This is a genomic window from Bradyrhizobium canariense (assembly GCF_019402665.1).
Taxonomy (GTDB): Bacteria; Pseudomonadota; Alphaproteobacteria; order Rhizobiales; family Xanthobacteraceae; genus Bradyrhizobium; species Bradyrhizobium canariense.
Window position 1 is genome coordinate 16,946 of record NZ_VSST01000079.1, and the last position, 22,132, is coordinate 39,077.

The window sequence follows — 22,132 nt, forward strand, 5'->3', positions numbered from 1 at the left end:
GTATGATGCGGGGGCAGGGAGAGGCGCATGGCCGAGGGCGCAGCCGAAGAGGACGACAAGGCGGATAAGGCGCAAGGTCAACGTGAAGGCCAGCGCCGTTTTGCGCAATGGGTCCGCGACTATAAGCGCCTTCCCGGCATCCCCGACGAGTTTCTCGGCCCGGACGGCAAGCCCCGCGCCGTCTGGAGCCGCTTCTTCGATGCCTTCGGCGGGCTCGCGCCCGACGAGGTCGAGCGGCGGTTTGGCATGGCCGACCGTCATCTCCGCGAGGCCGGCGTCACCTATCGCGCGCCCGGCGAGAGCGCCGACCGGCCCTGGTCGATCAGCCATCTGCCGCTGCTGATCGACGAGGCCGACTGGAAGCAGCTGTCCGACGGCATCACCCAGCGCGCCGAGCTGCTCGAGCTCGTGCTGCGCGACATCTATGGCGAGGGCCGTCTCGTCGCCGAAGGCGCGCTGCCTGCCGCCGCGATCGCCGGCAGCCCCGAATATCTCCGTCCCGTCTGCGGCGTGCCGCCGCCGGGCGGGCGCTATCTCTCGCTCTATGCCGCCGATGTCGGCCGCGGGCCCGACGGCCGCTGGTGGGTGCTCGGCGACCGCACGCAGGCACCGTCGGGCGCGGGCTATGCGCTGGAGAATCGCCTGGTGCTCTCGCGCGCCTTCTCGGATCTCTACAAGTCGATGAACGTGCCGCGCGTCGCGCCGTTCTTCGAGGCCTTTCGCGACAGTCTTCGGGCGCGCGCCGACCGCGACGAGCCGCGGATCGGCGTGCTGACGCCGGGCAGTTTCAGCGAGACCTATTTCGAGCACGCGACGCTGGCGCGCTATCTCGGCTTCCTGCTGGTCGAGGGCGACGATCTCGCCGTCAGCGACAACCATATCCACATCCGCACGGTTGCGGGCCTCAAGCGCCTCGACGTGCTGCTGCGCCGCGTCGATTCCAACTCGCTCGATCCGCTCGAACTCGATGCCTCCTCGCGGCTCGGCGTGCCCGGCCTGATCGACGTGCTGCGCAAGGACGGCGTCGTCGTCGCCAACATGCCGGGCTCGGGCGTCCTGGAGGCGCGCGCGATGCTCGGCTTCCTGCCGGCGCTCAGCCGCCGCCTGCTCGGTGAGGAGCTGAAGATGCCGCACATCGCGACCTGGTGGTGCGGCCAGCGCTCGGCGCGCGACGAGGTGTTGTCGCGGCTCGACCGGGTCGCGATCGAGGGGGCCTATCGCCGCGGCGTTCCCGGCTTCGACAGCAATGGCCCCGTGCTCGCGAGCGAGCTCGATGCGGCCGAACGCCAGCGCCTGATCGACGCAATCAGCGCGCGCGGCATGGACTATGTCGGCCAGGAGGTGGTGCGGCTCTCGACCATGCCGGTGTGGGAGCAGGGGCAGATCACCCCGCGCCCCTTCGTGCTGCGCGTGTTCGCGGCCGCAACTCCCGACGGCTGGGCCATCATGCCCGGCGGCTTCTGCCGGATCGCCGAGCAGCCGGATGCGCGCGCGGTGTCGATGGGCGACGGCGCGCGTTCCGCCGACGTCTGGGTGGTCTCGGACAAGCAGGTCTCGACCGCGACGCTGCTGCCTGCGGTCGACAAGGTGCGCATCCGCCGTATCGCCGGCGTGCTGCCGAGTCGCGCCGCCGACAATCTGTTCTGGCTCGGCCGCTATCTCGAACGCGCCGAGGCGACGCTGCGGCTGGTGCGGGCGCTGGGCTCGCCGAGCGGGCCCAACAAGGGCACCGCGGCGTCGCTGCAATCGGCCGAGCGTATCCAGCGCCTGCTGGTGACCTGGGGCGCGATCTCGCAGACCTCGCGCGCGGCGCCCGGCCGCATCGTCGCCGAAGCGCTGCAGAGCCCGGAGCGTTTCGGCTCGGCACTGTCGCTGGTCCGCGCGGCCCAGCGCACGGCGACCTCCTTGCGCGAGCGGCTGTCGCCCGATGCCTGGCAGGTCATCACCGAGATGACCGAGCGGCTGGCCTTTGAGGTCGAGGATGACGACAGCGTGCTGAGCGCGGCCGAGCTGACCCTGCAGGAGCTCGCGAGCTTTGCCGGCCTTGCGCATGAGAACATGAACCGCGCCGCCGGCTGGCGCTTCCTCGATATCGGCCGCCGCACCGAGCGCGCCATCAACACCACGCGTTTTGCCCGGCAGTTTGCCTATGACGAAGCCGGCGACGAGGATCTCGATATCCTGCTCACGCTGGTGGATTGCCAGATCACCTACCGCTCGCGCTATCTGCTGGCGCCGATCCTGGCGCCGGTGCGGGACCTCGCCGTGCTCGACAGCTACAATCCGCGTTCGGTGGCGTTCCAGGTGACGGCGCTGAACGAGCACATCGCCGCACTGCCGAGCCTGAAGGAGCATGGCCTGATCGAGAAGCCGCAGCGGCTTGCGGTCGCGATGCAGGCGATGCTCGCGACCGCGGAGGCCGAGAAGCTCGAGGTCAAGACGCTGTTCGCACTGGAGCAGGATCTGCTCAGCCTCGCCGAGGCAGTCGGGCAGCACTATTTCCCGCACGGCCCCAATGCCAGCCGCCCGGAAAAACTGACGGGGCTGGCGTGATCTACGATATCCGCCACGTCACCACCTACGAATACGAGAGTCCGGTCAGCTTCGCCCGCTGCACGCTGCGGTTGGAGCCGGGGAGCGGCCATGGCCAGGAGCTGATCTCGCATAAGGTCGAGATTCGTCCGCGCCCCGCGGAGCGTAGCGTCCGGCGCGATTTCTTCGGCACCCTGACCGAGAGCGTCGTGATCGAGGCCGCGCATCGCACTTTGCGTATCGATTCCCGCTCTCGCGTGAAGGTGTCGCGCCAGCCGCCGGCGCGCGCCGCTGCCAGCCCGACCTGGGAGAACATTCGCGACATCGCCTTCGAGGCGACGAGCCTCGGGCCGTCATCGCCGGTCGGCTATGTCTTTGCGAGCCCGCTGGTCCCGGTGCTGGGATCGGTCAGCGCCTATGCGGCGGAAAGCTTCGCGCCCGGCGCAGCCATCCTCGCCGGGGCGGTCGATCTGATGCATCGCATCCGCACCGAATTTCGCTACGACCCCAAAGCGACGGTGATCTCGACGCCGCTTGACGAGGTCTTCGTCAAGCGCCATGGCGTCTGTCAGGATTTTGCCCATGTGATGATTGCGGGCTTGCGCGGGCTGGGCCTGCCCGCGGCCTATGTCAGCGGATATCTGCGCACCATTCCGCCGGCGGGCCAGCCGCGCCTGCAGGGCGCCGACGCTACCCATGCCTGGGTGTCGCTGTGGTGCGGGGAGGAGCTTGGCTGGGTCGATTTCGATCCGACCAACGATCTTATGGTTGCTGGCGATCATATCGTGCTCGCGGTCGGCCGCGACTTTTCCGACGTTTCGCCGGTCGACGGCATCATCGTCGGCTCGCCGAAGCAGAAGCTCGACGTCGCCGTCGACGTGCTTCTGGTGGAATGATTACGGGTCCTGCCGTGCCCGCGACGCCCAGCCCGGGTGTGTCGGGCCGGCACCGCAATCGCGATATCGCGGGGCACAACCGCAACATATTTCCGTATTTTCGTTCCCGGGTTTGGCCAGTCGGCCCAAGTTGGGCTAAGCTGGCCTTTGCGTCGAGGACATGAATGAGACGTCGGGAGTTGGCGTGGAACACCACCGACAAGCGGGGCTGCATCCATGATCACGTTACCGAAACTGGCGGCGGAGACCCTGGAGAAGTTGCTGGGATCGTTCATGCGTCGTCGGTACGACGAGTCCTACGCCAGAGTGCTGGAAGGCTCGACTCGGACGGCGATGGAATGCATCGGCAACAGCGACGCACTCTATCACAACATCGAGCACACGATGTTGGTGACGCTGGCCGCTCAGGCGATCCTGATGGGACGTAATCTCCACACGCATCTTGCGGCTGAGGACTACATCAACGTTCTGATCGCATGCCTTGCGCACGACATCGGCTATGTCCGCGGTCTGTTTCCGGAGGATGATGAAGACGGTTTCATCATCGATGATTCCGGCACCAAGGTGGCGCTGCCGCGTGGCGCTTCGGATGCCAGCCTGATGATGTATCACGTCGATCGCTCGAAGCTTTTTGTACGGCGGCGGCTGCCGCAAGTTCGGGGCGTGGACAGCGAGCGCGTCGCCCGCGCCATCGAGGGAACCCGCTTCCCGGCCCGCGAAGGGCAGGAATACGACGACGACGCCTCGATCCTGCGCGCTGCCGATTTCATCGGGCAACTCGGCGACCCCAACTATCTGCGCAAGGCCAACGCGCTCTATTACGAATTCGAAGAAGTCGGCATGAACCGCCAGCTCGGTTACGATTCGCCGGCCGATATCGTGAACCGCTATCCGCAGTTCTATTGGAATAGCGTCGCACCGCACATTCAGACCGAGATCGGCTACCTCAACAAGACCGAGATCGGTCGGCAGTGGATCGCCAACCTCTACAGCAACGTGTTCCGCGCCGAACGCGACATCACGTTGTCCGGGCCGCAGAAGTAGGGCGGACTCTCGTAGCCCGGATGGAGCGAAGCGCAATCCGGGAAACCTGTCGCTGCGGACGCACCGCCCCGCATTCCGCTTCGCTGCATGCGGGCTACGACATTGCAAATCGGTCAGTCGATCATGCAACAAAAAACAATCGCCACCGATATCCTCGACATTGCCTATCGTGAATACGGCGCGCCGGACGGCTGGCCCTGCATCATGGGTCACGGCTTTCCCTACGACGTGAACGCCTATGCCGAGACCGCGCCGATCATCGCGCAAGCGGGCGCGCGGGTGCTGGTGCCCTGGCTCCGCGGCTACGGGCCGACGCGGTTCCGCTCCGCTGCGACGTTGCGCTCCGGCGAGCAGGCGGCGCTTGGCGCCGATCTGCTGGCCTTCATGGATGCGCTTGGAATCTCGCGCGCGGTCGTCGGCGGTTACGACTGGGGCGGGCGCGCAGCCTGCGTGATCTCGGTGCTGTATCCGGAGCGCGTGATCGGCCTCGTCTCGGGCAATTCCTACAACATCCAGAACATCGCGCGTTCGATGGAGCCGGCTTCGCCACCGGAGGAGGCGGCGCTCTGGTATCAATATCTCTTCCACAATGAGCGCGGCCGCCGCGCGCTGGAGCGCAACCGGCGTGGTTTCGCGCGCCAGCTCTGGTCGATGTGGTCGCCGACATGGGCCTTCGACGATGCGACGTTCGAGACCAGCGCAATGTCGTTCGACAATCCTGATTTCGTCGATGTCGTGATCCACTCCTATCGACATCGTTACGCGCTGGTCGCGGGCGATCCCGCCTATGCCGCGATCGAGGCGAAGCTCGCCGCCCAGCCGCCGGTCCGGGTGCCGACCATCGCGATCGATGGCGACAGCGACGGCGTCAATTCCGGCACGGCGCACCATGCAGGCAAATTCGAGGGCTTTTTCGAGCGGCGCGTCTTTGCAGGGGCTGGCCACAATTTGCCGCAGGAGCGGCCGGCCGAATGGGCGCAGGCCGTGCTCGATGTGCGGAAAGCGGCCTCATAGAGCCGGGTTTCTCGTCCCCACTGTCTTGCCGCTCTCGCAGCTTCCGATTTTTCCTGATCCCGGGAACCTTTTCCAATCGCAGCCGTCCAAGCTGTGGGGCCGCCTTCTGTATGCGGTTCGTTGCAGGGGAGGTTTTCGATGAAGACGCAAACGCGCAGGCTGGAACGTGTCGCGGTCGCGCAGGCGCCGAGCGAGCGGCCTGAGAGGGCGGAGGTCGAGCAGGCGATCCGGACCATGATCCGCTGGGCCGGCGATGATCCCGCGCGCGACGGTCTGCGCGATACGCCGGGCCGGGTCGCCCGCGCCTTCGAGGAGTATTTCTCCGGCTATGCGCAGGATCCGACCGAAATCCTGCAAAAGACGTTTGAGGAGATCGAAGGCTATGACGAGATGATCGTTCTGCGCGGTGTTCGCTTCGAAAGCCATTGCGAGCACCACATGGCACCGATCGTCGGCCGCGCCTGGGTCGCTTATATCCCGCAAGGGCGCGTCGTCGGCATCTCCAAGCTCGCGCGTCTCGTCGACATCTACGCCAAGCGGCTTCAGATCCAGGAGAAGATGACCGCACAGATCGCCAACACCATCAACGATGTGCTGAGGCCCGAAGGCGTCGGGGTCATCATCAAGGCAACGCATCACTGCATGACCACGCGCGGCGCGCACAAGCCCGGGACCGATCTCGTCACCAGCCGCATGCTCGGCGTGTTCCGCGACAATGCGTTGACACGCCAGGAGCTGCTGGGGCTGGCCAATTCGGACGATTGATCCGCGGCGACCCAAGGAGGCAACGCCATGACTGAGGACAAGAAGCCAAGCGGGCCCGACCTGAGCAGGGGCGTGACGCTCGCCGCGTTCAAGGGCGGCAAATTGCTCGGCCATGTCGGCGAGGAAGACGTCCTGCTGGTGCAGGCCGGCAGCGAGATCTTTGCGATCGAGCCGGCCTGCAGCCACTATCACGGCCCGCTCGCCGAAGGACTGGTGGTTGGCGACACCATCCGCTGTCCCTGGCACCACGCCTGCTTCTCCTTGCGGTCAGGCGAGGCGACCCGTCCGCCGGCGCTGAATGCGCTGGCGGTGTGGGAGGTCTCGCGCGATCAGGACAAGATCATCGTTGAGCGCAAGCGCGAGATGCCGAAGCCTCCGGCGCCTCATCGGACAGCGCCAACGCCGGAAAAATTCGTTATCATCGGCGGCGGCGCGGCGGGTTTCGCGGCGGCGGAGACGCTCCGTCGCGAGGGCTTTGCCGGCGCCATCACCATGCTTAGCAATGACAGCGCGATGCCGGTGGACCGGCCCAATCTCTCCAAGGATTACCTCGCGGGCAACGCGCCGGAGGATTGGCTGCCGCTGCGGGGCGAGGACTACTATCGGGACGCCGGCATCGATCTCAGGCTCAACACGAATGTCGCCGCGATCGAGGCGAAGACGCGCAGCGTGACGCTGGGCAACGGCGACAGGCTGCCGTTCGATCGGCTGCTGCTCGCGACCGGCGCCGAGCCGGTCAGATTGCAGATTCCGGGTGCCGACCAGCCTCATGTCTACACGGTGCGCTCCGTCGCCGACAGCCGCGCCATCATCAAGGCGGCCGCCAGCGCCAAGCGCGCGCTGGTAATCGGCGCCAGCTTCATCGGCCTCGAAGTTGCGGCCTCCTTGCGGGCACGCAAGATCGAGGTGCACGTGGTCGCGCCGGACGAACGGCCGATGCAGAAGGTGCTCGGTCCCGAGATGGGCGACTTCGTGCGCGCGCTGCATGAGGAGAACGGCGTCAACTTCCATCTCAAGGAGACGGTGGAGAAGCTGGACGGCACGCGCGCCACGTTGAATAGCGGCGGCGTGATCGAGGCCGACCTGGTCGTGGTCGGCATCGGCGTCAAGCCGCGCCTCGCGCTCGCCGAGCAAGCGGGACTTGCGGCCGACCGGGGCGTCAGCGTCAGCGAATATCTGGAGACCAGCATAGCCGGTATCTTCGCGGCCGGCGACATCGCGCGCTGGCCCGATCCGCATTCGCGGCAAACCATCCGGGTCGAGCACTGGGTCGTGGCGGAGCGGCAGGGCCAGACCGCGGCACGCAACATGCTCGGCAAGCGCGAGCGCTTCGAAGCCGTGCCGTTCTTCTGGTCTCAGCACTATGACGTACCGATCAACTATGTCGGCCATGCCGAGAGCTTCGACGACATCGCGATCGACGGCAGCATTTCCGGCAAGGACTGCCTGCTGAAGTATCGCAAGGGCGGCCGCGTCCTCGCGGTTGCTTCAATTTATAGGGATCTCGACAATCTCAAGGCCGAGCTGGAGATGGAGCGAACACGCGGCTGAGGCGCGCATCCGGTCTTGATTTGCGTCAATGTTGCTGGCCGCGAGGGCTGCTGTGCTGGCTGTTGTCCCGGTGCGGCGCGCGCTATACTGGCCTGTGCTCGCGGGCTTCCATGCAGGAGTCACCGTCATGACAAGTGCCTCGGATACCTCCCATCCTTCCGGCCTGGGCTCCGGGATCTCGGCCCTGCATGCCAAATGGGGCTGGATCGTAGCCTTGGGAGTCGTCTACCTCGTCGCCGGCTTCGTCGCACTTGGCAGCGTGGTAATGGCGACGGTGGCGAGCGTCATCGTGGTTGGCGCCATGATGATCGTCGCGGGCGCGGCCGAAATCATCGGCGCGTTCCAGATGAAAAGCTGGGGCAAGTTTGTGATCTGGGCCTTGCTCGGCGTACTCTATGTTATCGCGGGCTTTCTCACCTTCGAGAACCCGCTGTTTGCTGCAGTGTTGCTGACTCTGTTCCTGGGCGCATCGCTGCTCGCCTCAGGCGCCGTCCGGCTCTTTCTCGCCTTCAGCATGAAGCGTGAAAGTCCATGGGTCTGGGTGGCGCTCTCGGGCGCCATCACGCTGCTGCTGGGGCTGTTGATCCTGGCACGTTGGCCGGTGAACAGCGTCTACATCCTCGGCCTGTTTCTCGGCATCGACCTGATCATGGCGGGCGCGGGGTGGGTGAGCCTGGGCTTCAGCCTGAAGCGGCGCCACTGATCAGCAACTCGACGCAAGACCCTCTCACGGAACTCCGCTGATCTGGCGTGCTGGCAAAAAGCAGCACGCCGCGCCTTCCGACCAGCGCGGCGATCATCACCGGGGAGAAACCATGAAAGCCGCTTTGGTCCTGGCTGCAGCCTTGGCTGCCTGCTTGTCCACGCCTGTCTCCGCGCAGAAATCTTACGGTCCCGGCATCAGCGACACCGAGATCAAGATCGGCAACACCATGCCCTACAGCGGCCCCGCATCGCCGCTCGGCATCACCGGCAGGGTGATCTCGGCCTATTTCGACGAGGTCAACGAGAAGGGCGGGATCAACGGCCGCAAGCTCAATCTCCTGTCGCTCGACGACGCCTTCTCGCCGCCGAAGACCATGGAAGCGGCGCGGCGGCTGGTCGAAGGCGACGGCGTCGCCTTCATCTTCGCGACCATGGGCACCGCGCCGAGCTCGGCGATCGCGAAATATCTCAACAGCAACAAGGTGCCGCAGCTGTTTCTGATCAGCTCGGCCTCGAAGTGGAACGACCCTGCCAACATGCCCTGGTCGATGGCGCTGCCATGGGCACCGAACTACACCAGCGAGGCCGCCATCGACGTCGCCTATGCCCGTGCCAAGAACCCGAACGCGCGCTTCGCGGTGCTCTATCAGAATGACGATGCCGGCAAGGAATATCTGCGCGGCGTCAAGGAAGCGCTTGGTGCCGACGCCGACAAGGCGATCGCGATGGCGTCGAGCTTCGAGGTCGCCGACCCCACCGTCGATTCCCAGGTGCTGACGCTCGCCAACACCAAGGCCGACGTGTTCATGATCTATTCGGTGACGCCGCGTGCCTGCGCCCAGGCGATCCGGAAAGCGCATGAGGTCGGCTGGCAGGCGACGCGTTTCCTCGCCTCGGGCTGCGCCAACAAGGCCACCGTGATGGTTCCGGCTGGCCTCGATGCCGGCAAGGGCGTGCTCTCGCTCGGCTCGCTCAAGCCGTTCGTCGAGGTGCCGAAGGACGATCCGGCGATGACGGCCTATATCGACTTCATGAAGAAGCGCCTGCCCAATGCCGACGTCAACAACGTCGCGGGTCTCTACGGCTACACCGTTGCCGAGGCATTGGTGGTCTTGCTGAAGCAGTGCAAGGACAATCTGACGCGCGAGAACATCATGGCGCAGGCGGCCAATTTGAAGAACGTGCCGCTGTCGCTGCTGATGCCCGGCATCACGCTCAACACCACGCCGCAGGATTTCCGCCCGATCAAGGACGGCTATATGCTCCAGTTCAACGGCAATGACTGGATCGTCGCGAGCGAGCTATTGCGCGGCACGTGAGGGGACTGCGCGAGGTCGACGAACGGGTTGAGGGAGCTCTCTCCGCGAGTTCGGAATCGTAGGGTGGGCAAAGGCGCACTTGCGCCGTGCCCACCACCTATCAATGCTTCGAGAGAAGCGGTGGGCACGCTTCGCTTTGCCCACCCTACGATACTGGCGCGAAGGTCGGCGAACGGGAGGATCAAGAATGGATTTTCAACACTCCGCCCGCTCGATGGAATTGCAAGAGCGCGTGCGCCGGTTCATGCGGACGCATGTCGAGCCGGTCGAGGAGCTCTATTACGAGCAGGTGAAGCCGGAAGCGACACGCTACAAGACGCCGCAGGTCCTTCAGGACCTGAAGCGGCTGGCGCGCGAGCAGGGGCTCTGGAACCTGTTCCTCTCCGGCGAGCACGGCCAAGACCTTAACAACACTGGCTTGACCAATCTCGAATATGCGCCCGTGAAGGAGATCATGGGCCGCATCCTTTGGGCGCCCGAGGTCTTCAATTGCTCGGCGCCCGATGTCGGCAACATGGAGGTGCTGGCCAATTACGGCACGCCGGCACAGCAGGAGCGCTGGCTGAAGCCGCTTTTGGAGGGGCGCATCCGCTCCGGCTTCTCGATGACGGAGCCGCAGGTCGCCTCCAGCGATGCCACCAACATCCAGTGCGAGATCAGGCGCGACGGCGGCGACTACGTCATCAACGGCCGCAAATGGTTCACCTCCGGCGCGATGAACGAGGATTGCGAGATCCTGATCGTGATGGGCAAGACCGCGCCTGACGATCCCGACCGCCACCGTCAGCAATCCATGATCCTGGTGCCGAAAGCGACGCCCGGCGTGCGCATCGTGCGCGACATGCTGACCTACGGCTATGACGACGCGCCGGTCGGCCATCCCGAGATCGTCTACGAGAACGTTCGCGTGCCCGCAGAGAACATCCTGCTCGGCGAGGGCCGCGGCTTCGAGATCGCGCAAGGCCGGCTCGGCCCCGGCCGTATCCATCATTGTATGCGGCTGATCGGCTGCGCCCAGCGTGCGCTCGAATTGATGTGCCAGCGCGCGGTCTCCCGCACGGCGTTCGGCAAGCCGCTCGCAGAGCAGGGCTCGGTGCGCGAGGACATCGCACATTCATTCTGCGAGATCGCGCAGGCGCGGCTCTTGACGCTGCAAGCCGCCGACAGGATGGACCGCGAGGGCAACAAGATGGCGCGCGACCTGATTGCGGCCGCCAAGATCGTGGTGCCCAGCATGGCCGCCCGCGTTATCGACCGCGCCATCCAGATCCACGGCGCCGCCGGCGTCTCGCAGGACACGTTCCTCGCCCGCGCCTATGTCTACGCCCGCTTCATCCGCATCGGCGACGGGCCGGATCAGGTGCATCTGGCTGCGGTGGGGAAGGAGCTGATCAAGCGGGGCGGGGTGATGGAGGGGTAGGTGGTTGCTCTTAGCCAGGGCGTGCAGTCATAGACGGCGGATGCCCGCTCATGGGGGTGAAGCAGATTGCGGCAACGCCGACACTTTGATTTTTGCTCCTGAATTGCCGTCGATCACCCGCCGCTATGCAGCCGGTTTCTCATCCATAAGCCAATAGACGATGGCTGTCAGAGCAAGGGTCGATGCGCCTGCAACGATAAACGGGGCGAGATAGTCGCCATTCGAACTGAACTGCAGGGCCGCGCCCAAAAGTGCGATCCCGAAGCTGAAACCGATTTGGCGCATCGTGACGCAAATGGCAGATGCGGTCGCCGCACAATCGCTTGGAACCGCCGACACGGCGGCGGCAGTGATCTGCGCGTTGATCACGGCACAGCCTGACCCGCTGACGAGCAACGCAATGACTGTCACTACCAGCGTGTCCGGCCCCACGTTTCCGCCGGAGATTGCACCAAGGGCCAGGTCAGCCACCCCGATAAGCGCGAGACCACCACAGAAGAACGAGCGTGATGGGATGCGGGTCGTCAAAACCGCTCCATAGCGCGGCAACACCATCATCGGCAATGTGAGCGCGACCAGGAGCCAGCCCGCCTCAAACGGACTGAGACCCAACGGACCGCGCGCCAATTGCGGCACGTAGACGAGAAGCGACCAGAAGCCGGTCGATCCCGCCATCGGGACGAGGCACATCGCGACGAACTGCCGAGATCCGAACAGCTTGAGATCGAACGCCGGGTTGGGATGTCGGCGTTCCACCCAAACGAAAAGGAGGAGCGCAATCCCCGAAGCGGCGAGTCCCGTCAGGAACGTCGCCGAGGCGACGCCACCAAGCGCAGCTGCTTCCAGCAACATAAACGCCAACGCCGCCGAAATTGTCGCAAGAAGGCCAGCACCGAGCCAATCCACCTTGGCGCTCGAACGCTGCTGGTCGAGCTCATTGCCAATTCTGTACAGCACCAGGAAGACCAAAACGGCGCAAAGCGGCAAGTTGATCCAGAAAATCCAGCGCCACCCGATCGTATCAGCCAGGAGCGATCCGAGCGGCGGGCCAGCGACCATCGAGGCACCGACGATCGTGCCCCAAAGTCCAAACGCCCGCGCACGTCGGGGCCCCTCGTAAGCACCAGCAAGGAGGGCAGACGAGGTGCTGGTGATGCAGGCACCGGCGATACCTTGCAATGTGCGGAATGTCAGCAAAACGTCGAGCGTGTTGGCGCACGCACACAGCAGAGAGGCCAGGCCAAACAGCCCTGCACCCCAGGTGAACATTTGAACGCGTCCGTATCTGTCAGCAAGGCTACCTGCAATCGGCAAACAGAAGATCAAGGCAAGGCTGTAGACGTCGATGACCCAGGCCGCTCGTGCGGAGGCGGCACCAAGGTCGTGGCCAATGTCGGGTAAGGCAGCGGCTAGAGCCGTCAGGTCGACTTGAAACAGAGAGCCGCTCAAGCACGCTGCAAGCAGCGTCGCCGTTTCCAGGGACATGCGATTGCCGCGATGGCCGTCATCGGCAAGCCAACTGGCGCTCGGCATTTCATCATCGTCGTGCTGAGGTTTGTCGAGCATGGTTGTTTCGGCCTCCATGGAGTATGGATGGCCGGGCAACGGGCTTTGGTCGAATGATGGTTCCTCAAAACCTCATGAATCTGTATCATGGCGTGAGGAGATCGAGATGCCACGCCGCTTGCCACCCTTCGCGCCCCTTGTCGCGTTCGACGCGGTCACCCGCCATGGCTCGTTCACGCGCGCCGCGGCGGAGTTGGGCGTCACGCAGAGTGCGGTCAGCCATCAGATCCGAAAACTGGAGGACCATTTCGGGGTTGCATTGTTGCAGCGGCAGAATCCAGGGGTCGGGATAACACCTGCCGGCGCGCAGCTTAGGCAAGAGCTTGCCGCAGCACTCGACGCGCTTGGTGCGCTGGATGCTCAGGTGCGGCGGCGCTCGAACCGAACGACGTTGCGCGTGGGCGCCGGCTCGGCGTTGGCAACCTGGTGGCTCGTCCGCCGCCTGCCAGATTTTACGGCGCGATATCCGTCGATCAACGTTGATCTCAAACCACTGGAGACGGGTGACAGTTCAAAGCGGCCGCTCGACGTGCGAATTGTCTGGAACGCCGGCGAAGACGCACGGCGGACGTCTACTCAATTGCCGCTGTTTTGGGAGCGGATTTTTCCCGTCTGTGCGCCGCACCTGTTGCCCCGGCGGCGTCCCCTGACGGACCCCGACGGCTTGCTGGCCCTGCCGCTCATCCACAAAGGCGACAACGCGACCGGCGACTGGGGTTGGCCCTCCTGGTTTAGACGCCTGGGATTGCCGAAATCGGGCGCTGCCGCTGGCAGCCTGACGCTGGACGACATGGGAATGTGCATGTCGGCTGCGGCCGAAGGAGCCGGGGTGACACTTGGGCGCTCACTTCTTGTGGCAGATGCGGTTTCGTCTGGACGCCTCGTGTCCGCACTCGCCGATTACCCCGCAGTCGAGTGCACGAAAATTCAGGTTGCCCAGTGGCCAGCCGATTTGATCGGCGATCGCAGCGTCGAGTTATTCGTGAATTGGCTCGCCGAGCAGGCCGAGACGACCGTGAGGAATATTTCCGCTGCATAGTCCTTTGCCGGCCCTCTGCCGATTTGTTAGGGGCCGGCACTGTCAGTTCGCAGCTATTCGTCGGGGCTCTCGTCGTCATGCTGTTGACGCAATGTCTGTCTTAGACGGCGACAACTAAAACGCCGTGCTGGAACCGTTGGGGTTCCTACAAACGGTTCCGGAGCCAGGGGTTGGCTCGACCCGCAAAACGATTTGCGGCATCGGAACCGAACAATCGAAAATCACAGGAGATATAATGGTGTTTCGATCGAGCGCCGCAATTTGCGGCGCCGTGGTTGCGCTTGCCGTTTCCGTTTCTATTGCGCGATGTGAAGCTGGTGGGGTTCACTCAAGCGCCGCCGACAATGCCGCTTCCGGGGAAGCGATCGTTGGCGCGGCATCCATGTACAATCCGTTCAAGCCCGGCAAAGAGGAGGGCGGCCCGAAGACGGCTTCCGGCGAGCGCTATGATCCCTCGGTCTGGTCGGCCGCCATCAAGACGAGCTTGCGTAAGAAATTCGGAGGGGTCCAATTTGGCGCGAAGCCGAAATATGCCCTCGTCGAGGCCGTCGGCAAGAAGGTCATCGTCAGGATAAATGACGTGGGACCGCTAAGGCCGGGCCGCATCATCGACTTCAATGAGCGGACGATGCGCCATTTCGATCCGAGCCTGGAGCGCGGGGTCATTCCTGACGTAAAAGTCCGGCCGCTTGCCGGCGGCGATTGGACACCCGGACCGGTTGGCTGAACCGTCGCACCAGGAGGTCGCGCAACACGCCCTTCCAGACAGTCGAGCGCCTCGATGGATCTTCAGGCGGTCGGCAAGGAGTTGCCAGCGGCGCGACGGCGGTCGGATATTTCCGGGAAAGCCGACATACCTCCGTGCGCGACCAAAGCCGAATAGCGGGGCGAAATCTGCGCGTCTAGATTGAAAGACGGAAAGGCAAGTGGGGGGCGGCAGCCGTTGCTCCAGCGGTCCTCATCAACTTGCTTTTTCCGACGGTTTTATCTGCGTTCTACGCCCACGCATGTTCGCCAGTATCGATGTCATTGCAAGGCAGCGCCACCGGAGCGGTGTGCGATTGCACGTAACCGCGGAGAACGCAGATGAGCAGCTTCCGTTGGCGCTTGTGGCCTTGGCACAAGAACAAATCTCTCGATCATGCAGAGCCTCCCTCGGGCATGGCGGAGCTTTCTTCCGAACCATTTGAAGGCAGGGGTCGGCGACACATGTTGCAAGCGCTATCCGTCTTCGCCGCCAGCAGTGCGTTGGGTGAGATGTCAAACCCCGCCGAAGCAAAAGATTCCAGCGATTTGCCACCTCCAAGACGTGCATTGACCGGCCGCGATGAAGCCGGCAAGTCGGTGTTGAAGTCCTTTGAGGTGACGCCAAAGCTGGTGGAAATTGATGCCAATCCGGGACTGACTTTCTACGAACTGTATATGACCGAGGGAGTGCCAGGACTTACCGGCCTGGAGCCAGATCCGATGTCGGCAGGAACGAAGGCCTTTCCGGACCCTGCGGGGACCCTCTTTCGACTGATTTCGTATCCGCCGAAGCGCCCTGAAGGTTGGAAGCCGCCGCCTGGCGTCACCTTCGAGAGTGGGCTTAGAGAAATGTCGGAAAAGATCCCTGGCATGGGAGATCATTTCGAGCGCGGCGCTCCAGGGATGCACACGTCGGATACCATAGACTACGGAGTCGTGGTTCGCGGCGAGATGACACTGGAGCTGGACGACGGCCAGAAGGTCCATTTGCGTCAAGGTGATTGCATCGTGCAAAACGGAACACGCCATCGTTGGCGCAATCCATTGCCCGAACCCTGTCTCATGGCGTTTGTCTCAATCGGCGGGAAGCGCGCCTGACATTTGGAGACAGGGCGCATCGTTGGCTGAAGCAGCTATGCCTAGGCCAACAAACTCCTAAGCGGCCGTGATCTTCGAAATCTGGCCTTCAGCGACTGTGCCAAGGGAGTCCACACCCGTGGCCTCTATGCAGAGTTTAAGCGCCCCGCCCAGGGTTGCAGCAGCCAGATCCGCCTTGGCACCTTCCCGCAGGCTTTCCAGCGCCACTGGGCCGATGTCCTTCATCCAGCAACCCAGAATGATTGTAGCCTTCGGCAATTTACGGCGAAGCCGTCGCACCGAGTAACGCATATGGGCAGGACTACTTGCGTCCATATAGACAAGACAGACAATCGCGACCCCGGCGGTCTCCAGCCGGAAGATATTCGCCGTCGATAGCGCTTCCGCCGCTTCGACTCGCGCGGACAAGCCATGCGCCCCCGTCAGTTGAGCCAGCATGATCGCAGCGGCTTCGTCGATCGGATTTCGTCCAGCCAGGCAGAGCACGGGATGATCGCCTTGCCATTCAGAAGGCAAGTCCTCCTTGCGCAGAACCCGCAGACTCTCATAAGGCGCGTCCTCAGCCACGCCCTCGATGGCAGATGTAGCTTCGACATCTGTGGTCGGGTTGACCTTCTGCGGCGGACGCTCATCCTGCTCCGAAATGTTATTGGCAAATTCCTGGACCGCATCCCTGATTTTGGTCAGCCGGTCGGGATCCAGAGCGCCGCGCTCGGCATCCGCTTGAGCCAGCTGCAGTCCTCGCAAGGCGACTTCGTCGTAATAGGAGCTGAGAGATCGCTCCTTCAAGAACTCCTCGGCTTTTGCAGATGCTTCTGTCGGATCGCCGGCGAGCATCCGCTGATAGAATATCTCAGGCGGAGAGAGCGCTGGTCGGTCTCCAAACATGACGTCCAGGAACTCCAGGCGCTCGACATGGCGGCCCAGCACGACCAGACACACCGTAAGGGGTGTCGCCAGAACGAGGCCGATCGGCCCCCAAAGCGCCGTCCAGAACGTCGCAGAAGCCACAACGGCTACGGGCGACAGTCCCGTGCTGTGTCCATAGACCATCGGCTCCAGCACATGGCCGACGACGGGCTCTACCACCACGAACAGCGCGATCGTCCAAAGCAGCATCGTCCAGGTTGGATCGACCGCAACCGCGAGAGCGAGAGGAAAGGCGGCGGCGATGACCGCCCCGATGTAAGGCACGAAGCGCAGCACTGCTGCCAGAATGCCCCACAGGATCGCGCTTGGAACGCCGATCAGCCAGAGACCCATTCCGATGATGATGCCAAAACTCCCGTTCACGAGAAGCTGGATCAGGAAGAGCCGGCTGAGGCGGCTCGCCGCGTCATCAAGGGCAGCCGTGGTGCGCTGCAGGTCATCCGAACCGGCCAGCCTGATCAGACGATTACGAAGATCCTCGCGCTGAAGCAAAATGAAGATCACGAATATGACGATGATCCCGGTCGTTGCGAGCGGATGAAGCAATGGTGAAATCAGCGTTTGCAAGCTCTCCAGCGCGCCGGGATCGGGCTGAAGCACTTCCACAGGAACCGGCCTTGGCGCGGCCGCTTTCGGAGCTGCTATGGTCCCCAACGAATTCGCGGCCTCCTTGGGCTTGTCGAGCTCTTTGCTGAGGTCCTTCAACATGCTGGAAGCCCGCTCGAGCGTGCCTCGACCGGCGGTGGTCTCACGGAAGGATTGGATCTTCTCGCTGATTGTGGACTGATATCGCGGCAAATCGCCGGCCAGCTGAGCGAGTTGGGTAGCGAGGAGACTGCCCATCGCAAATATGAATGCGAAGGCGATCACGACCACGCTCACCACAGCCAAACTGCGCGGGATGCGCAGACGCTGAACCAGTCGAACCAGAGGCGCCAGCACGAAGCTGAGCAAGACGGCCAGCGCTATGGGTATGATGATCTCGCGACCATAATACAGCACCATGACAATGATCGCGGCGAGAATGGCCATCGCCACGGCGCTCAATAGGGAAATCAGTTCTTCCGGTGTTCGTGCTTTGAATGGCTGCCTGATCACAGCTCCTCGCTAGGCCGCGAAAAGCGGCGAGTTCGTCGACGTCCAGCGAGTTCAAAAAAGCCGCGGATTGCTCCGCGGCTTTGGTTCACAGGATTTGTATCTCAGTAGCGGTCGGTGCCGATCCCGACGCTCACGCCGGGAGCGCGGAAGCCGATGCCGCTGCGCTCTTCATAGCCGCGCCGCTCGATGTAGCGCTCGCGAGGCGCATATCCGTAGGAATCGCGCCCTTCGCGGATGATAACACGGCGTTCGCCGCGCTCGCGCCAGCAACGACCGTCTTCATTGCAGACCATGCGCACGTTTTGAACGTTGCTGTCCGGGGTGGCGGTCAGGTTGAGGGAAAGCGGAGCTGCAGAAGCAGCGGTCATGAGAAGGGTGCTTGCTGCGGCCACCAGAGTGGCTGTTAGAAATTTCATGGTGTTTCTCCAAAATGTGATGCGTCAATGAGGCAATAGACTGGGAACCCAATGGTTCCACGCCGACGAGAATATCGTCAACTGCCGACACGGTGTTTGCAGACGTCCCCGTGCCCGAAAGACGGATCACCTCGCCATGATTGGCGACTATGACTTGGAAGATGTGGTTGCGGAGAGAGCCATCGCGCGAACTCTGTGAAGATCGGCTGGACGATGTCGTGGAGCAGAACGGCGGCAGGCGGATCGGTCACCTCTCGCTCCAACGCCCTGTAGCGCCGGATCCCGACGTCCTGTTCATCAACGGTAAGCGATGAGAGGCGGCCTCAGCCAACGTTGGGCTTCCCACTATCTGCCGGCCCGGCGCGGAAAGCTCCAACATTGACATCATGCCCCTGTTTTGCCCGACGGAGCAAGGGGATTCGTAAAATCCGCAGGAGATCTGGTCGGTGGCCAGGCCATTGAAATCGCTGGCCTCGGCTACTGTGCATGGGGTTGTTTCGCTTTTTTTGGTGGACGACCGCCGGCGGCGCTCGCGATGGACGTCTTCATCCGGCCTTGGCGACGCGGCCGTCCGCTGCGCCCGAGCGCAGGTTCTGGAAGAACTTCTCCACCTCGCGCGACAGCGTCTCCGCCGTCTCGGTCACGCTGCTCGCAGCCGTCAGCACCGAGGAGGCCGCAGTGTCGGTCTCGCCGATGGCGTCGCGGAGCGAGCTGATGTTGGCGACGAGGGTCTCGTTGCCTTGGGCCGCCGATTGCGCGTTGGACGAGATCTCGCGCGTGGCGGCGTCCTGCTGGCCGATGGCGCCGGCGATCGCCGAGGTGACGTCGTTGATCTCGCGCACTGCGCCGCCGATCTCGCGGACGGCGTCGACCGCGTTGCGGGTGGAGGACTGGATCATCGAGACGTTTTCGCTGATGTCGGCCGTCGCCTTCGCGGTCTGCCCCGCGAGCGCCTTGACTTCATGCGCGACGACGGCAAAGCCGCGGCCGGCATCGCCCGCGCGCGCGGCCTCGATGGTGGCATTGAGCGCGAGCAGATTGGTCTGCTCGGCGATCGCCTGGATCAGGCTGAGCACGCCGTCGATGCGTTGCGTGGCTGCGGCCAGGCTCTCGATCTCGGCGATCGATTTCTCGGTGCGCTGGCCGGTCTGCTCGACCGCGCCGGCGGATTGCCGCACCTGCCGGCCGATCTCCACCACCGACGCAGATAGCTCCTCGGCCGCGCCTGCCACCGCCGTAACGTTGTGCGAGGCCTGTTCGGTGGCGTTCGCCGCCGTGCCGGCGCGGCTGCTCGCGTCCGCGGTGACGCGGGTGATGGTCTGCGCCGTCTCGCGCATGACGGAGGCGTTGTCGCTGAGGCCGCGCATGATCGCGCCGATCGCCTCGCGAAACGCGTCGACGGATTGTTCGATGTGGCGGGCGCGCTCCTCGCGCGCGGCGGAGTCCTGCGAGACCTGCGAGGCGAGATTGCGGTTTCGCTCCATCGCGTCCTGGAAGATCTGGATCGCGCGTGCCAGTGCGCCGATCTCGTCGGCCCGGTCAGAGTGGGGCACCACGACGTTCTCGGCGCCGTCAGCGACCTGCTTGATGGTCGCGGTGATGGCGGAGAGGGGGCGTGCGATCGAACGGGCGATGATGACGATGCCGATCACGACGAGGGCGAGCGCCACGCCGGCGAGGCAAGTCAGGACCAAGGACAGGGTGCGATTGGTCTCGGTCTCGTGCGCGATTTGCCTTGCACGCTCGGCATAGACCTTGGACAGCGCCTCGAGATCCTTGTTCAGCGCCGAGCGCACGGCGCGGTTGGCGTCGTTGTCGCCCCATTCGCGGCCCGCGGCCGCATTGATCTCGACGCCGCGGCGCACCAGCTCCTTGCGAAACTCGACGAACTGCTCGATGCGCTTCTTGAACGTGGCGAACTGCTCGGCATCGTCAGCCTTGACGATGGTCTCCCAGCGCTTCACGACGTCAAGGATCTGGGCGTTGAACTTGAGCAGGCCCTCGCCGTACTTCTTCACCACGGCCGGTTCAGTCGACATGTAGACGCCGCGCGATTCCATCACGACCGCATAGACCAGCGAGTTGACCCGCTCGACGTTCAGCGCGGCGGCGTTCGCGGTCTCGATCGCGGTGGTCAGCTCGGCGCCGCGGCGGCTGTTGTAGTCGGACAGCATCGCGATCGCCGCCGTGAGAAGCGCGAACAGCGCGAAGATGGCGTAGAGCTTGTTGGCAAGCGTGAAGCGGCCGGCGAGGCCGGTGGCATTCCCAGGTCGGTCAGTTGTCATGGTTTTCAGGGGCCCGAATGGCCGGGAGCGGCCGGAGAGCGCGGTCGTGCAAATTATTGCAAAACTATGCAGAATGAAGATGGACGCGGCGTTAACGCCGGGTTTGGCGCCCTTCGCCCTCGGTCGAAGGAAAGGTAGATATTTCAGCGTCTTGATCTGAAGGTATAGTCTTGGGATCGTGCTGGACTCGGTCACTGGCCGACGAACCCCGGAGAGACCCTTGGTCTACCGCCACACCATCGACGCCACGACCTACACGTTCCCGGATTTGCGCGACCTGCTCGCCAAGGCGACGCCGCCGCGCTCCGGCGACCGCCTGGCCGGGATCGCCGCCGCCAGTGCCGAACAGATGATCGCGGCGCGGATGGCGCTGGCCGGCGTCCCGCTCGGGCAGTTCTTGCAGGAAGCCGTCATCCCCTATGAGACCGACGAGGTCACCCGCCTCGTCATCGACAGCCACGACGCCAAGGCCTTCGCGCCGGTGGCTTCGCTGACGGTCGGCGCCTTTCGCGACTGGCTGCTATCGGACGCCGCGACACCCGAAATCTTGCGCAAGCTGGCCGGCGGCATCACCCCGGAGATGGCCGCCGCGGTCTCGAAGCTGATGCGCAACCAGGATCTGATCCTGGCGGCGCGGAAATGCGAGGTCACCACCGCTTTCCGCAACACCATCGGCCTGAAGGGCCGGATGAGCACCCGGCTCCAGCCCAACCATCCCTTCGACGACGCCAGGGGCATCACCGCCTCCATCCTCGATGGCATCCTGCTCGGCGCCGGCGATGCCTGCATCGGCATCAACCCGGCGAGCGACGACCCGGCCGTGATCGGCCAATTGCTGCGGCTGCTCGACGAGGTCATCGCGCGGCTGAAGATTCCGACACAGGGCTGCGTGCTGACCCATGTCACCACGACGCTGTCGCTGATCGGGCAGGGGGCGCCGGTCGACCTCGTGTTCCAGTCGGTCGCCGGCACTGAGGCTGCCAACCGCAGTTTTGGTATCGACCTCGCGCTTCTCAAGGAGGCGCACGAGGCCGGATTGTCGCAGAGGCGCGGCACGGTCGGGCAGAACGTGATGTATTTCGAGACCGGGCAAGGCTCGGCGCTATCGGCCAACGCCCATCACGGCGTCGACCAGCAGACCTGCGAGGCGCGCGCCTATGCGGTGGCCCGCGCCTTTGCGCCCCTCCTGGTCAACAGCGTGGTCGGCTTCATCGGCCCGGAATATCTCTACGACGGCAAGGAAATCATCCGGGCCGGGCTGGAGGATCACTTTTGCGGCAAGCTGCTCGGCCTGCCGCTTGGGATTGACATTTGCTACACTAATCACGCCGAGGCGGACCAGGACGACATGGACAATCTGCTGACGTTGCTCGCTGCCGCCGGCGTCACCTTCATCATGGGTGTCCCCGGCGCCGATGACGTCATGCTGAACTATCAGTCCACGTCTTTTCACGACGCGCTCTATGTCCGCGACGTCTTCGGACTGCGCCGCGCGCCGGAATTCGACGACTGGCTGGTGCGGTCCGGCATTGCGGGCGCCGATTTCCGTCTTGCCGGCGATGCAGGCCTGCTGCCCGATTTTGCCTCCCGGCTGATCGCGTGACGCGGCGGAAGCACCCGGCGGCCCGAGGAAACCATTGGTGCCCTCGGGAATTATGCTCATGCCACAATATTGAGAAATTCCGGCGGCAGCATTACGCTATGTGG

17 protein-coding genes are annotated in these 22,132 nt (G+C 64.0%); 13 read left to right on the forward strand and 4 right to left on the reverse strand.

The annotated features are described in order from the left end of the window. Nucleotides 1-27 precede the first annotated feature (27 nt). From FXB41_RS33570 to FXB41_RS33610, 9 genes are all read left to right on the forward strand, one after another. On the forward strand, nt 28-2,553 hold the full coding sequence (locus FXB41_RS33570) for a circularly permuted type 2 ATP-grasp protein (protein ID WP_219684794.1): 2,526 nt from the start codon (nt 28-30) through the stop codon (nt 2,551-2,553). Continuing rightward, nucleotides 2,550-3,428, forward strand: a complete 879-nt coding sequence (locus tag FXB41_RS33575) for a transglutaminase family protein (RefSeq protein WP_219684795.1) — start codon at nt 2,550-2,552, stop codon at nt 3,426-3,428. The genes FXB41_RS33570 and FXB41_RS33575 overlap by 4 nt, the downstream gene beginning before the upstream one ends. A gap of 216 nt (nt 3,429-3,644) precedes the next feature. Continuing rightward, a complete protein-coding gene (locus tag FXB41_RS33580; protein WP_007593648.1) occupies nt 3,645-4,472 on the forward strand; it encodes an HD domain-containing protein in 828 nt (275 codons plus the stop codon). A gap of 123 nt (nt 4,473-4,595) precedes the next feature. Then, the gene (locus tag FXB41_RS33585; RefSeq protein WP_219684796.1) at nt 4,596-5,486 is read left to right on the forward strand and encodes an alpha/beta fold hydrolase; all 891 of its coding nucleotides are present in this window, start codon (nt 4,596-4,598) and stop codon (nt 5,484-5,486) included. A gap of 138 nt (nt 5,487-5,624) precedes the next feature. Continuing rightward, a complete protein-coding gene (gene folE / locus FXB41_RS33590; RefSeq protein WP_007593645.1) occupies nt 5,625-6,251 on the forward strand; it encodes a GTP cyclohydrolase I FolE in 627 nt (208 codons plus the stop codon). Nucleotides 6,252-6,278: 27 nt separating this feature from the next. Further along, the gene (locus FXB41_RS33595; protein WP_219684797.1) at nt 6,279-7,802 is read left to right on the forward strand and encodes an FAD-dependent oxidoreductase; all 1,524 of its coding nucleotides are present in this window, start codon (nt 6,279-6,281) and stop codon (nt 7,800-7,802) included. Between the two features lie 127 nt (nt 7,803-7,929). After that, a complete protein-coding gene (locus FXB41_RS33600; RefSeq protein ID WP_007593641.1) occupies nt 7,930-8,505 on the forward strand; it encodes an HdeD family acid-resistance protein in 576 nt (191 codons plus the stop codon). A gap of 112 nt (nt 8,506-8,617) precedes the next feature. Beyond that, nucleotides 8,618-9,826, forward strand: coding sequence for an ABC transporter substrate-binding protein (locus FXB41_RS33605; protein WP_219684798.1), 1,209 nt, complete (start codon nt 8,618-8,620; stop codon nt 9,824-9,826). A gap of 187 nt (nt 9,827-10,013) precedes the next feature. Further along, nucleotides 10,014-11,246 (forward strand): acyl-CoA dehydrogenase family protein, encoded by a 1,233-nt coding sequence (locus tag FXB41_RS33610; RefSeq protein ID WP_007593638.1) that lies wholly within the window; start codon nt 10,014-10,016, stop codon nt 11,244-11,246. Between the two features lie 123 nt (nt 11,247-11,369). Here FXB41_RS33610 and FXB41_RS33615 read toward each other — a convergent pair whose 3' ends face one another. Beyond that, on the reverse strand, nt 11,370-12,812 hold the full coding sequence (locus FXB41_RS33615; RefSeq protein WP_219684799.1) for an MFS transporter: 1,443 nt from the start codon (nt 12,810-12,812) through the stop codon (nt 11,370-11,372). A gap of 106 nt (nt 12,813-12,918) precedes the next feature. On the opposite strand from FXB41_RS33615, the gene FXB41_RS33620 reads away from it, so the two are divergent. The 3 genes from FXB41_RS33620 to FXB41_RS33630 all read left to right on the forward strand — a co-directional run bounded on the left by FXB41_RS33620 (nt 12,919) and on the right by FXB41_RS33630 (nt 15,696). Further along, complete coding sequence (locus FXB41_RS33620; protein WP_219684800.1) at nt 12,919-13,851, forward strand: LysR substrate-binding domain-containing protein; 933 nt, start codon at nt 12,919-12,921, stop codon at nt 13,849-13,851. A gap of 235 nt (nt 13,852-14,086) precedes the next feature. Further along, the gene (locus FXB41_RS33625) at nt 14,087-14,578 is read left to right on the forward strand and encodes a septal ring lytic transglycosylase RlpA family protein (RefSeq protein ID WP_007593634.1); all 492 of its coding nucleotides are present in this window, start codon (nt 14,087-14,089) and stop codon (nt 14,576-14,578) included. Nucleotides 14,579-14,937: 359 nt separating this feature from the next. Continuing rightward, complete coding sequence (locus FXB41_RS33630) at nt 14,938-15,696, forward strand: cupin domain-containing protein (RefSeq protein ID WP_219684801.1); 759 nt, start codon at nt 14,938-14,940, stop codon at nt 15,694-15,696. A gap of 57 nt (nt 15,697-15,753) precedes the next feature. Here FXB41_RS33630 and FXB41_RS33635 read toward each other — a convergent pair whose 3' ends face one another. The 3 genes from FXB41_RS33635 to FXB41_RS33645 form a co-directional block, all read right to left on the reverse strand. Beyond that, the gene (locus FXB41_RS33635; protein WP_376707529.1) at nt 15,754-17,724 is read right to left on the reverse strand and encodes an AI-2E family transporter; all 1,971 of its coding nucleotides are present in this window, start codon (nt 17,722-17,724) and stop codon (nt 15,754-15,756) included. Between the two features lie 101 nt (nt 17,725-17,825). After that, nucleotides 17,826-18,140, reverse strand: coding sequence for a hypothetical protein (locus tag FXB41_RS33640; RefSeq protein WP_219684802.1), 315 nt, complete (start codon nt 18,138-18,140; stop codon nt 17,826-17,828). A gap of 545 nt (nt 18,141-18,685) precedes the next feature. Then, nucleotides 18,686-20,425: a methyl-accepting chemotaxis protein gene (locus FXB41_RS33645; RefSeq protein ID WP_219684820.1), complete on the reverse strand. Its 1,740-nt coding sequence runs from the start codon at nt 20,423-20,425 to the stop codon at nt 18,686-18,688. A gap of 220 nt (nt 20,426-20,645) precedes the next feature. Between FXB41_RS33645 and FXB41_RS33650 the strand changes: the two genes are divergently transcribed. After that, complete coding sequence (locus FXB41_RS33650; protein WP_219684803.1) at nt 20,646-22,028, forward strand: ethanolamine ammonia-lyase subunit EutB; 1,383 nt, start codon at nt 20,646-20,648, stop codon at nt 22,026-22,028. The last annotated feature ends 104 nt before the right edge of the window (nt 22,029-22,132 follow it).

Coding starts and splice junctions, on each gene's coding strand:
- FXB41_RS33615 (WP_219684799.1), bottom strand. CDS start 12,812: ATGCTCGACAAACCTCAGCACGACGATGATGAAATGCCGAGCGCCAGT.
- FXB41_RS33630 (WP_219684801.1), top strand. CDS start 14,938: ATGAGCAGCTTCCGTTGGCGCTTGTGGCCTTGGCACAAGAACAAATCT.
- FXB41_RS33610 (WP_007593638.1), top strand. CDS start 10,014: ATGGATTTTCAACACTCCGCCCGCTCGATGGAATTGCAAGAGCGCGTG.
- FXB41_RS33605 (WP_219684798.1), top strand. CDS start 8,618: ATGAAAGCCGCTTTGGTCCTGGCTGCAGCCTTGGCTGCCTGCTTGTCC.
- FXB41_RS33620 (WP_219684800.1), top strand. CDS start 12,919: ATGCCACGCCGCTTGCCACCCTTCGCGCCCCTTGTCGCGTTCGACGCG.
- FXB41_RS33585 (WP_219684796.1), top strand. CDS start 4,596: ATGCAACAAAAAACAATCGCCACCGATATCCTCGACATTGCCTATCGT.
- FXB41_RS33645 (WP_219684820.1), bottom strand. CDS start 20,425: ATGACAACTGACCGACCTGGGAATGCCACCGGCCTCGCCGGCCGCTTC.
- FXB41_RS33625 (WP_007593634.1), top strand. CDS start 14,087: ATGGTGTTTCGATCGAGCGCCGCAATTTGCGGCGCCGTGGTTGCGCTT.
- FXB41_RS33640 (WP_219684802.1), bottom strand. CDS start 18,140: ATGAAATTTCTAACAGCCACTCTGGTGGCCGCAGCAAGCACCCTTCTC.
- folE (WP_007593645.1), top strand. CDS start 5,625: ATGAAGACGCAAACGCGCAGGCTGGAACGTGTCGCGGTCGCGCAGGCG.
- FXB41_RS33570 (WP_219684794.1), top strand. CDS start 28: ATGGCCGAGGGCGCAGCCGAAGAGGACGACAAGGCGGATAAGGCGCAA.
- FXB41_RS33580 (WP_007593648.1), top strand. CDS start 3,645: ATGATCACGTTACCGAAACTGGCGGCGGAGACCCTGGAGAAGTTGCTG.
- FXB41_RS33595 (WP_219684797.1), top strand. CDS start 6,279: ATGACTGAGGACAAGAAGCCAAGCGGGCCCGACCTGAGCAGGGGCGTG.
- FXB41_RS33600 (WP_007593641.1), top strand. CDS start 7,930: ATGACAAGTGCCTCGGATACCTCCCATCCTTCCGGCCTGGGCTCCGGG.